The organism is Lentibacillus kimchii (assembly GCF_042666895.1).
Taxonomy (GTDB): Bacteria; Bacillota; Bacilli; order Bacillales; family Amphibacillaceae; genus Lentibacillus; species Lentibacillus kimchii.
In genome coordinates this window covers 1-9,547 of sequence record NZ_JBHTGR010000021.1, presented here as the reverse complement: position 1 = coordinate 9,547, position 9,547 = coordinate 1, and the positions used below count along the sequence as shown (strand labels likewise).

The 9,547-nt window shown below is 35.6% G+C and carries 17 protein-coding genes; 12 read left to right on the top strand and 5 right to left on the bottom strand.

Translation table 11 applies throughout. The annotated features are described in order from the left end of the window. Positions 1 to 75: 75 nt before the first annotated feature. From ACFQU8_RS08845 to ACFQU8_RS08835, 3 genes are read right to left on the bottom strand one after another with little or no spacing between them, the layout of a single operon-like run. The gene (locus ACFQU8_RS08845) at positions 76 to 1,023 is read right to left on the bottom strand and encodes a hypothetical protein (protein WP_382358846.1); all 948 of its coding nucleotides are present in this window, start codon (positions 1,021 to 1,023) and stop codon (positions 76 to 78) included. A 4-nt stretch (positions 1,024 to 1,027) separates the two neighbouring features. After that, positions 1,028 to 1,984: a dsDNA nuclease domain-containing protein gene (locus ACFQU8_RS08840; protein ID WP_382358845.1), complete on the bottom strand. Its 957-nt coding sequence runs from the start codon at positions 1,982 to 1,984 to the stop codon at positions 1,028 to 1,030. 33 nt (positions 1,985 to 2,017) lie between these two features. Continuing rightward, positions 2,018 to 2,398 carry a helix-turn-helix domain-containing protein gene (locus tag ACFQU8_RS08835; protein ID WP_382358844.1) on the bottom strand — a complete coding sequence of 127 codons (381 nt, stop codon included), beginning with the start codon at positions 2,396 to 2,398 and terminating at the stop codon, positions 2,018 to 2,020. A 130-nt stretch (positions 2,399 to 2,528) separates the two neighbouring features. Between ACFQU8_RS08835 and ACFQU8_RS08830 the strand changes: the two genes are divergently transcribed. From ACFQU8_RS08830 to ACFQU8_RS08805, 6 genes are read left to right on the top strand one after another with little or no spacing between them, the layout of a single operon-like run. Further along, a complete protein-coding gene (locus tag ACFQU8_RS08830) occupies positions 2,529 to 2,786 on the top strand; it encodes a helix-turn-helix transcriptional regulator (protein ID WP_382358843.1) in 258 nt (85 codons plus the stop codon). Positions 2,787 to 2,822: 36 nt separating this feature from the next. Continuing rightward, the gene (locus ACFQU8_RS08825; protein WP_382358842.1) at positions 2,823 to 3,143 is read left to right on the top strand and encodes a hypothetical protein; all 321 of its coding nucleotides are present in this window, start codon (positions 2,823 to 2,825) and stop codon (positions 3,141 to 3,143) included. Then, complete coding sequence (locus ACFQU8_RS08820) at positions 3,077 to 3,859, top strand: baseplate J/gp47 family protein (RefSeq protein ID WP_382358848.1); 783 nt, start codon at positions 3,077 to 3,079, stop codon at positions 3,857 to 3,859. The genes ACFQU8_RS08825 and ACFQU8_RS08820 overlap by 67 nt, the downstream gene beginning before the upstream one ends. Beyond that, positions 3,856 to 4,494, top strand: coding sequence for a hypothetical protein (locus tag ACFQU8_RS08815; protein WP_382358841.1), 639 nt, complete (start codon positions 3,856 to 3,858; stop codon positions 4,492 to 4,494). The genes ACFQU8_RS08820 and ACFQU8_RS08815 overlap by 4 nt, the downstream gene beginning before the upstream one ends. A gap of 12 nt (positions 4,495 to 4,506) precedes the next feature. After that, on the top strand, positions 4,507 to 5,415 hold the full coding sequence (locus ACFQU8_RS08810) for a hypothetical protein (protein ID WP_382358840.1): 909 nt from the start codon (positions 4,507 to 4,509) through the stop codon (positions 5,413 to 5,415). 29 nt (positions 5,416 to 5,444) lie between these two features. Continuing rightward, positions 5,445 to 5,894 (top strand): hypothetical protein, encoded by a 450-nt coding sequence (locus ACFQU8_RS08805; protein WP_382358839.1) that lies wholly within the window; start codon positions 5,445 to 5,447, stop codon positions 5,892 to 5,894. Between the two features lie 223 nt (positions 5,895 to 6,117). Here the strand turns inward: ACFQU8_RS08805 and ACFQU8_RS08800 are convergent, their stop codons facing one another. Continuing rightward, on the bottom strand, positions 6,118 to 6,312 hold the full coding sequence (locus ACFQU8_RS08800; RefSeq protein ID WP_382358838.1) for a hypothetical protein: 195 nt from the start codon (positions 6,310 to 6,312) through the stop codon (positions 6,118 to 6,120). A 49-nt stretch (positions 6,313 to 6,361) separates the two neighbouring features. Between ACFQU8_RS08800 and ACFQU8_RS08795 the strand changes: the two genes are divergently transcribed. The 6 genes from ACFQU8_RS08795 to ACFQU8_RS08770 all read left to right on the top strand — a co-directional run bounded on the left by ACFQU8_RS08795 (position 6,362) and on the right by ACFQU8_RS08770 (position 8,770). Next, on the top strand, positions 6,362 to 6,601 hold the full coding sequence (locus ACFQU8_RS08795; protein ID WP_382358837.1) for a hypothetical protein: 240 nt from the start codon (positions 6,362 to 6,364) through the stop codon (positions 6,599 to 6,601). A 216-nt stretch (positions 6,602 to 6,817) separates the two neighbouring features. Beyond that, positions 6,818 to 7,063: a hypothetical protein gene (locus tag ACFQU8_RS08790; RefSeq protein WP_382358836.1), complete on the top strand. Its 246-nt coding sequence runs from the start codon at positions 6,818 to 6,820 to the stop codon at positions 7,061 to 7,063. 94 nt (positions 7,064 to 7,157) lie between these two features. Further along, the gene (locus tag ACFQU8_RS08785; protein ID WP_382358835.1) at positions 7,158 to 7,424 is read left to right on the top strand and encodes a hypothetical protein; all 267 of its coding nucleotides are present in this window, start codon (positions 7,158 to 7,160) and stop codon (positions 7,422 to 7,424) included. A 10-nt stretch (positions 7,425 to 7,434) separates the two neighbouring features. Then, positions 7,435 to 7,710: a phage holin gene (locus ACFQU8_RS08780; RefSeq protein WP_382358834.1), complete on the top strand. Its 276-nt coding sequence runs from the start codon at positions 7,435 to 7,437 to the stop codon at positions 7,708 to 7,710. A gap of 46 nt (positions 7,711 to 7,756) precedes the next feature. Further along, positions 7,757 to 7,924 (top strand): hypothetical protein, encoded by a 168-nt coding sequence (locus ACFQU8_RS08775; protein WP_382358833.1) that lies wholly within the window; start codon positions 7,757 to 7,759, stop codon positions 7,922 to 7,924. Between the two features lie 15 nt (positions 7,925 to 7,939). Next, positions 7,940 to 8,770: a peptidoglycan recognition protein family protein gene (locus ACFQU8_RS08770; RefSeq protein WP_382358847.1), complete on the top strand. Its 831-nt coding sequence runs from the start codon at positions 7,940 to 7,942 to the stop codon at positions 8,768 to 8,770. Positions 8,771 to 8,865: 95 nt separating this feature from the next. Here ACFQU8_RS08770 and ACFQU8_RS08765 read toward each other — a convergent pair whose 3' ends face one another. Then, complete coding sequence (locus ACFQU8_RS08765; RefSeq protein ID WP_382358832.1) at positions 8,866 to 9,030, bottom strand: hypothetical protein; 165 nt, start codon at positions 9,028 to 9,030, stop codon at positions 8,866 to 8,868. Positions 9,031 to 9,547: the final 517 nt, after the last annotated feature.

Genomic DNA, 9,547 nt, shown 5'->3' with positions numbered 1-9,547 from the left:
GCAGATGTTTGAATCGCTGGAGGAACAAGTTTAAACGACTAAAACACTGGCTAACTAAATTCAAAAGGGATAGGGTCATTTACACAAAATTATTGACGCCCCCATTTCAAATTTATTATTTGATAAATTTAATCTTGTTAAAGACTGTTCTTGAGTTAAATATGAATTACAATAAGTGCATATTGATTGTATCGAATCATATCTTTTTTTGTTCATTTGGAGTAATTTTTCTATTTCAGATAAGTCTTGTTTTTGTTGATCCAAAAGTTCTTGTTTATTTATTAAATTCATTTTGTATTTAGTTGCTTTTTCATTATGATCATTCAAAATCTTCAAATATGAATTTATTTCTTGTTCTAGAGCATTTTTGTCGATTGATGGAACAGATGAAACCTCAGTTTGATAGTCTTCAATAACAAGATTCAGACTATTTATTTTTGTTTGGGTATCGTTTTTTTCTTTTTGATAACTTTTTATGAGGTTGTTTAAATCTTGTATTTCGATATCAGAAATATTAAATAAATATTTAAAAATTTCTGAAGGCATAGAAGAGTATTGCTTTACAGTGTCAGTTACATTTTTGTATAGAGCACCATTCCATGAATCATCTTGGTCAATATAAAAAGGTAAAATAATCGCTGAAGAATACGCTTCATATAATTCGTTTGTCCTTACGTTAGGTAATTGCATATTTATATTTAGTTTGTCTTGAAGCCAGTTTGAATATTCCTTTACATTTAAGGGGGTATCGTCGTTATCTATTTTAAAAATATTATTTTTACGAGTTATAACATACTCCTCATCGTTGATTACACATTTTAACTGAAAAACCATATTTCTTGAGTCCCAATTGCTGGGAAAATGTTTAATATCGAATCCTAAGTTAAAATAAAGTGATTTTAAGACACTAGATTTCCCCAGACTATTATTTTCACTGGATATTAAATTGATACCTTCTGAAAATTTATAGTGATTAGCTTCCTCGTTTTTATAATCCAGTATGGAAAATGACTCAATCCACATATATTTATTCTCCTAAATCCTTAAAGCAATCTATAGCTATAGCCCATAATTGGTGTTCATTAATATCAGAAATTTTGCTTTTTATTGTATTTATAATTAAGTCAAGAGCACCTTGATCCGTAAGATTAATAACAGAGTCTAAAGTTATTTCTTCTTTAATATTACTTTTTAAATCTTGGAATAGCAACGGAATTTTATTTTTTTCCATTCTAATTTTTTGCTTTTTAAGGAAGTTAAAATCCAAAGATTCAAGTATACTATTAAAATTATCCATGTTTTCAACAGTGATTAAAAACTCTTTAAGACTTTCACCACTTATTTTTTTCTTATTATAATCCTCTTCATTAGTTATCGTTATCTCACTTTTTTGATCTACTAACGTTGATAATTCTCCAAGAATTAATTGAGCTCGTTCATTACTAGTAATTAAATCTTCATTAACCATTTCTCCCTTTAAATATGTTGTCGCATCAGTTGAATTGTTAATAAAAGGGGTAATAAAAATATATAGATTGTTTAGACGAGTAGTTTGATCAGGGGTAAGATTTAATTTATTGATAAAAACTTTCTTTTGTTGATCAGAAAGGCTATATACCGGAGTTACAATGTGATCACCGTATTCTTCAATTAATTGATTATTTAAAGATTCAGTGTAATTACATATAAATATTTTTCTAATATCTGAGTTTGAACCTGGCTCCATATTCTTTTCTAAAATTGAATCCCCTGAATTTTTACTATTACTTGATTTCATAAGTTTTTTCGGAGAAATTTTATTGGTACCTTTTACTTGTATATAAAAATCATTATTTTCGCATTTTACATCAAAATCTTCATCAGCTTCAGGAATAATAGCAAAATCTTGTTTTTGAAAGTTTTTAATCATAACTAAGATGATAGATGCTTTTTGATAATTAAAGCCCCGAATTGCGTTAGCTCCTCCATCATCCATTGTAGGCATAGTCAATAATCCTCCATTATATAAATAACATATTCATTTATCCTTCTGACTCATCTTAAACTTAATGAACTCGTACACTTCCTGCAGCTGGTCCGCATCCATATTAGCCATATCGTGAAACATCAGGTCAGCGTTAGGGAAGTCCTTGGCTATTTTGTTGATGATGGCCGTTTTTTCATCTTCTTCAGGATCTACGGCTGTTTCCTGGCTGTTGTGACCTAGAAGATAATCGGTTGTTACGTCATAGTAATTGGCGATTGAAGCTATTAATTTTGGATCAGGCTTAGACTTTCCGCTTTCATATCTGGACAATTGATAAGCAGTAATTCCTAGTGTTTCAGCAACTTTGTTTTGTTTTAAATCTTTCTTTTCTCTAAGCCATTTCATGCGTTTACCTAATGTGTTATTTTCCATGGTCACAACCTCCAACCTATTTACCTCCTTTTTAATATACCATTATTGCAGATTTAGCAAAAATTTTATTGCATTAAATGCATTAAATTATTTACATTGCATTTAATGCAATTTATACTGGGGTCAAATCTTGCAAAAAACGCAAGATAAAAGAGGTGAAAAAATGAAAAAAGTAAACCTTGAGAGAATTAGATCTCTCAGAAATGAACACAATCTTTCCCAGCGAGAAATGGCTCAAATATTGAGCTTGAATAGTCTTTATCCTTATCATCGTAAAGAAGTAGGTTCGCAAAATTTTACAGCTGATGAATTGCATACTATTGCGGAATACTTTGAAGTACCAGTTGAATATTTTTTTAATGGATATGTTGCAAAAAAATGCAAGTAAAAGATGTGACACCGAATTCGCTAAGGAGGTTATTTAATGAACGAAAATCCATATGTGACCCGCCGCGGCAACGACGGATCACAAAAGAAAAGCACAATCAGAACGATCACGTATGATGATCTGAGCCGAATGGCTTACAACATTTTGCAAACTTTGGCTGATCATAATATGCGCCTTGAAGAAATGGATATGGTCTTTGACCATGCAAAGAAACTAGCAGGATGCCAAACAATTCGCGAACCTCATATTCGCAAATTCAAAAATCCTGAATCTAACGTTCAAGTAGGCGCATTCCTTCAAAGGTCAGACGAGGATCGGGCACAGGCGCTCACGGCAATGCACAGCCTGGTGAGGTAGACACAATTGATACACCTATTGTCGGCGTTGATGGCGTGACAAATAAAGAGCCTATTTCGGGCGGACGGATAGCTGAAACAGACGATGAACTAAAAAATCGCTACGAATTGTCACTCTCCGCAAGTGGTTCTCCAACCATGAACGGCATCCGTTCCGAAGTATTAGGTGTCGAGGGCGTACTTACCGCTACAGTTATCGAAAACCTATCACTTGATAAACAAAACGGACGGCCAGGGCGAAGTTTTGAAACGTATGTGTTAGGTGGTGATGATGAAGATGTCGCGAGAGCTATTTTTAAACGACGCGCAGCGGGTGTACAAGCCTATGGTGAAACGATGGTGGATATAGAAGACGACGCAGGAAACATTGTCCCAGTAGGTCTAACGCGTGCCAAAAAAGTAAATATACATGTTGAAATGGTGCTCAAAACAAATAATGAGTTCCCGGACGACGGCAAAAAAAGGATTATAACAGAAATTGTGAGACATATAGGCGGTACGGATTATGATGGCAACGAGTATGTGGGTCTGCAAACAGGTGAAGATGTTTACTTCATGCCGCTTGTCAATATTATATTCCAGAGCGTTCCGGGTATTGAAAATGTACCGAGGCTAAAAATTGGTAAAGACATTAACAACACGGAAGAAATGAATACCATAGAAATAAGCCCAACAGAGGTTGCTATAACAGATTATGAAAAGGTCGATATATCATGAGTTTAAAAGATAAAACTATTCATCGGCTCACAGATGCTTACAAAAAGGCTCAGGACTCCAATATTGCTAAAATTATTGGCATTATGATCAAGCCGTTTGAAGAATTACGGGAAACATTTGAGCAAATCGAATCATGGCGTTCCATTGATAATGCCGAGGGTGAAGTTCTAAATGACATAGGACGCGATATTGACCAATATCGCGGCGGAGCTAATGATGATATTTATCGCATTATGCTGAAATCAAAAGTAGCACGTGATTTCTCCACGGCTGATACGAATACGATTATTGATGTTCTGGCTATGTCGCTAGATGTACCAAAACAAGAGGTTAATATAACTGACAAATGGATGGATGAATACAACCCAGAACCTGCTGCTATCAAAGTTATTGAGATTCCGATTGAACGATTAAATGAGGTAGGGATGTCCAGTGGTCAGTTTGTGCAAATTGTGCAGCGTACAGTAGCTGCAGGCGTACTTGTTAAACAAATTGAATTACAAGGAACATTTGAATATGGTGGAACAGAGTTAGTCCAGGACAAAGATAAAGGTTTTTCCGATCTAGATATGACAACAGGCGGCTACTACGGTGCCGTTTATAAGCCCGAAAATGAAGAAAAATTACCTGTTTAAAGGGGTGACATGATGGCTAAATTCGAAAAGCGGTTGCCGGAGTGGAATGCGCCGGGAACCGAACCACCAGAAAGCAAACGTAATCAAGGTTGGCAAGAAGGAGATAAGCCACCCGCTCAATGGCACAATCGGTTTCAACATACCACGTACGAAGCACTAAAAGAATTGCGCGAATACCTTGAACAATTAAAGCTGAGTTGGCCTGAAATTCAAGAAAAACCTTCTGTTTTCCCACCAGAACATCATGCTTCCAGTCATTCCAGCGGTGGCGATGATGAAATTAAGCCAAGTGATATCGATGCGGAAACGCCTAGCGGTGCACAATCTAAAGCTGGCCCGGCTGAATCAAATGCGAATCAATATACGGACCAGCAAATAAAAGAAATACCTGACATGACTTGGGAGAACTTACCGGGGAAACCCAGCGAATATACGCCTGAGTCACATGCGAGCACACACGCGAGTGATGGATCTGATCCTGTGTCTCCGTCTGATATAGGAGCGGAACCATCCTTTAATAAAAACGATGCATTCAACAAGGATTTTGGAACCGAAAAAGGAACGGTCGCGGAGGGTAGTCACGCGGGTGATAAGGATAATCCTCACGGCACAAACGCTGAACAAATTGGTTTAGGTAAGGTCAAAAACCAGGAGCAATTAGGTAAAAATGAACAAGCTAGTGATAGCAGTAAACTGGACGGTAAAAACATTTCTGAAGTTCGCGGCGGTGTGTCTAAAGATGATGTTGGTCTGCCGAAAGTAGAAAACATTGAACAGGCAAGCAAGCAGGATTTTGATGCGCATAAGGCGGACGATATGCAACATAATAGGTTTGAGATTGATGGCATTAAATATCAAGGTGGATGGAAAGTCAATAGTAATAAAGATGGGCTGACATTTGTTTATGAATCCCTTAACTGATAATCTTGTCAAAAAGGGATGTGATAAAATTGGGTATGTCTCATGAGTTGGCAGAAGGTTTTGCGACGAAATTAAATTCGATTGAAGATCCAATCGCAGCAGTCGTTACTATTCATCTTTATACAGAGTATTGGGTTGATTTGATTATTAAGAATAAAACTAAGACATCTTCAAAAATATTGAGGTGGAATTATTTAAATAAGTTGGAGCTAATATTTAACATGGATTTGATTCCAGAAAAGTTATATCAAAATCTTGTTAAGCTCAATAAGTTAAGAAACAAATGTGCTCATAATTTGAATTATCGTTTTAATGATTTAAATTACAGGGATTATAATCTGGACTATGTACGAGATGAGATTAAGGAGTTAAATTCAGAGGATACTTTGCTTAACATTAATATCATTGGATTAGCAACATTTGCTTGGATTAACGATTTAGCAAGAAAAGAATTAAATCTTGAAGAAGAACCTATATAGAACATAATCAGTCAGCCATTTAGGCTGGCTTTTGTTTATGAGGAGGTATAATAATGGCAAAAAAAGAAATCGAGTTTCCAACAAAAAAAACACAAGAACAAATCAAAGATAATACTGATGATATTTCACGATTAAAGAGTGATATTTGAACTATAAAGAGCAACGTTGATTATATATATGGCAAATTCCCTCTTAATATAGACACTAAAGGTATTAAGAGCGTTCAAAGAGGTACTATATCTTTTAGTAAAAAAGGATCAGTAATTGAGAATATATCAAACATTAACACTTCTAAGTCTTTTTTAATTTTAAGCCACGAATCAGACAGTACGTCATCAGGTGAATATAGAGAAGCATCTGGATATATCAAAGATAGCATTTCTATAAAATTATCAAGACCTAAGAATACATCTTCCACAATGACTTTTCATTGGCAAGTAATCGAGTTTGAATAAAGGAGTGATAAAATGTTTTTAGCTGTTTTAAGTGACGAAAATGTTTGCGAAGGCGTAAAACAAACAAAAGATTTTATTGATGACGGTTATCATGTCGAAATTGATGAAATGGATGATGACTTAATCGGACGAAAATACAAAGATGGGAGGTGGTCAGATGAAAAGGTAGAGGATGATACAGAAGAAGATGATGAACCGTCACTAGAGGACAAGGTCAATTTATTATATTATAAATCGAAAGGGATGCTATAAAATGATTAATGATTTTTTGAGAATGGTTAAATTTAACATGATCGAGGTTGAGGATATTAAGAATGAAGATGTTAAAAAGCAAATTCAATATGAGCTAGACAAGGAAAACAATGCATAAGAACGGATATACGCAGTAAATCAAAACGCCCACGAAGGCGTATTTTTTATGGTTAAAAATTCCTTCTTGTCGTATTATATGGATAAAGGAGGGATTCAATGAATGACAATTTAAAATATGAATTAATTGATGTAGAGGATAAATTAAGTGAAGAACAACTCAAAACTTTATGGGAAGATTTGAGGCAATATAAAACATCTATAATAAATCAATTAGAAAATGAAGGTAGTCTTGAATCTCCACTAGCTATAAAATGGGTTGGAAATCAACATCAAAGCCCATCGTTCAGATCGTTTAATTTTAGACTAAATGATGGAAAAATTGAAGTCAGGATTGCTGATTAATAATTTTAAATAACTAATACGCTCAAACGCTGGGCGTATTTTTTATGTCGAAGCACTCCGTTACAGGGGTGCTTTTCTTTATAAGGAGGGAAGTATGGTAGATCGAAATGATTATGGCGAAAGGTTGGCAGCACTCGAAAACGAATTCAAAAACCACACAGATATGCTTACAAGAATCGATAAAAAAATAGACAAGCAGGACTATGTGCCAAGAAACGAGATTGACGAACGTTTTGAAGCTCAGGGAAAAGACGTACACGGCATTAAAGTTACAAATAGATGGGCATGGGGCATAGCTATATCATCTATGATCGGACTAATTGCCATTGGTCTCACCATATTAAAACTTATATTGGGCTAGGAGGCAAAAAATGCTTAAAAAATCACTTAGAAAAGCGCTCGATAAAATCAATAATGGCTGGGTAAGGTTCGCTGTCTTTATTATTGTCGGCATTAATACAGGAGCGATGTTGTTAGGATATGATCTTCTCCCTTTTGATAATCAGGAGATTGTAAACGGTGCATCCTTTGTCGCAATGATCGTCAGTGAAGTGTGGAATCACTACAAAAACAACGATTACACGCCCGAAGCTAAACATGCAACCAATTATATGGAAGCCATGAAACAAGAACATAAGTCTGCGTAAGACATCCAGTTTGGGAGTCTTTTTAATAAAGAAAGGATGATAAATAATGGTTGAAATCAAACAACAATTAGTCAGTGACACGCCTAACAAATTTGGCAGAAATAATGGACGTACCTACATTACAATCCACACAACTGCTAATACAAATGAGGGTGCAGACGCACAAATGCATGCTGATTTGCAATCTGGTGGTAACAGCCGCGCCGCTAATTGAGACGACCATGAGGCGATCCAATCATTTGAACATGATTTTCAATTGTACCATGCAGGCGATGGTAAAGGTGATGGGAATTTAAATTCTATCGCTGTGGAAATTTGCGTCAATTCGGACGGCAATTTTAATAAGGCACTGGCAAATGCTGCTGAATTGGTCAAGCAAATTATGAATGATGAAAATATACCTAAGTCTCACATCAAACAGCATCATCATTGGTCGGGTGAAAACTGTCCCGGAAAAATACGCGAAAATGGTGAGTGGGATGAATTTCTGCAAATGGTTGATGACAAGAAAGTGGAATCTGCTCCAGACAGAGAAGAAGAAGCACAGACGGTCTCATCTGGTTCTGGCGGACAAGAAATCGTCACATTACCTGCATCGTCTAACTCATGGCGCAGTTATCCAGTAGATGCCGCGTCTACTAAAGGAAATGAAAAAGGGTTCTTAAGGCCTTCCAAGTTTGGCGGTCTACAATATGATGTATTAGGGCATCCGCAGAAAAATGTTGTAACTATAAATACAGATAACTTTGGCAAGGGAAATATATATGTGGCTCCTGATACTGGCGCCACGATCTCGAATGGAAGTAGCAATCAATCAGATAATTCCGGCGGAGATAGTGGCAAAGCTGGTCAACTTAAAATTGTTGGTGTCAACAATGCTGCTATTGTTATGGACAAGCCTAATCGCAACAACAGCAGTAATCTGGGCACGGTTTCTAAAGGCGATACACTACCGCTTAATGGCTCTGTGCGTGGTACTGGAAGCGACACAGGTTATTATGAAGTTAAGTATAAAGGACAACTTGGCTATATTACTGGACAATATGGCAAGCAAGTTTGATTTATATTATAATTACTAATATAGTCTTATTTATTACATTATCACCTATTAGCGTATTACTTTAATAAAAAGAGGGCTTAACGGCCCTCTTTAATTCATTGTTTTTTAAAATCTGATTCGTTAGAGCGTGTTTGCCCACATTGCGTACATACATAGTCGCCAGTTTGCGCCCCTAAGTAATATTCTTTAGTGATGGTGGGGTGTTCGCAAGGTTTATTTCCCCATTCCTTTCGAATTTCTTCAGCTTTTTCCATTTGCATTATAAATCCCCCAAATTTAAACAACTAATATATCTTTCAAAACTTTATTACTTCATATAGTTATTCGACACGTTTCGGGGGAAATCCTGTTACGATTATAAAAAATTGTTTTAAGGAGGGGTTAAACTTTTATTTGTAATGAAGTTATATGCACCATAGAATTTCGTTTGAATATAATTTAAATCGGATCCATTGCTTTCTGCATAACCTAAAACTGCTCTTAGAAGAAAGTCAATTGCAATATCTTTGTCTCTATGTGACAAATTATAATTTCAATAAAATGGTTCTTCAGTATCTAATATTTCTCTACACATTGCCGCTATTCTGTCATGCTTTTCTTGATAATTCATTGAAATCACCTCCTGTTCAAAGGTGTTTCTTTGGGCAGGAGATTATTCATTTTCAATTAAGAGCGGATTAGCCCCTATATTTTAGACATGTAAGGCGAAATTCTCTTGTTTACTCATATTTGCTTTGAATTCATCTGTTTTTCGTCCGCTGACAATGTAACCTTCAC

Excerpts from the sequence above, each read along its gene's own strand:
- ACFQU8_RS08845 (WP_382358846.1), bottom strand. The coding sequence starts at position 1,023 with ATGTGGATTGAGTCATTTTCCATACTGGATTATAAAAACGAGGAAGCT.
- ACFQU8_RS08840 (WP_382358845.1), bottom strand. The coding sequence starts at position 1,984 with ATGCCTACAATGGATGATGGAGGAGCTAACGCAATTCGGGGCTTTAAT.
- ACFQU8_RS08835 (WP_382358844.1), bottom strand. The coding sequence starts at position 2,398 with ATGGAAAATAACACATTAGGTAAACGCATGAAATGGCTTAGAGAAAAG.
- ACFQU8_RS08825 (WP_382358842.1), top strand. The coding sequence starts at position 2,823 with ATGAACGAAAATCCATATGTGACCCGCCGCGGCAACGACGGATCACAA.
- ACFQU8_RS08815 (WP_382358841.1), top strand. The coding sequence starts at position 3,856 with ATGAGTTTAAAAGATAAAACTATTCATCGGCTCACAGATGCTTACAAA.
- ACFQU8_RS08810 (WP_382358840.1), top strand. The coding sequence starts at position 4,507 with ATGGCTAAATTCGAAAAGCGGTTGCCGGAGTGGAATGCGCCGGGAACC.
- ACFQU8_RS08795 (WP_382358837.1), top strand. The coding sequence starts at position 6,362 with ATGTTTTTAGCTGTTTTAAGTGACGAAAATGTTTGCGAAGGCGTAAAA.
- ACFQU8_RS08790 (WP_382358836.1), top strand. The coding sequence starts at position 6,818 with ATGAATGACAATTTAAAATATGAATTAATTGATGTAGAGGATAAATTA.
- ACFQU8_RS08785 (WP_382358835.1), top strand. The coding sequence starts at position 7,158 with ATGGTAGATCGAAATGATTATGGCGAAAGGTTGGCAGCACTCGAAAAC.
- ACFQU8_RS08780 (WP_382358834.1), top strand. The coding sequence starts at position 7,435 with ATGCTTAAAAAATCACTTAGAAAAGCGCTCGATAAAATCAATAATGGC.
- ACFQU8_RS08775 (WP_382358833.1), top strand. The coding sequence starts at position 7,757 with ATGGTTGAAATCAAACAACAATTAGTCAGTGACACGCCTAACAAATTT.
- ACFQU8_RS08765 (WP_382358832.1), bottom strand. The coding sequence starts at position 9,030 with ATGCAAATGGAAAAAGCTGAAGAAATTCGAAAGGAATGGGGAAATAAA.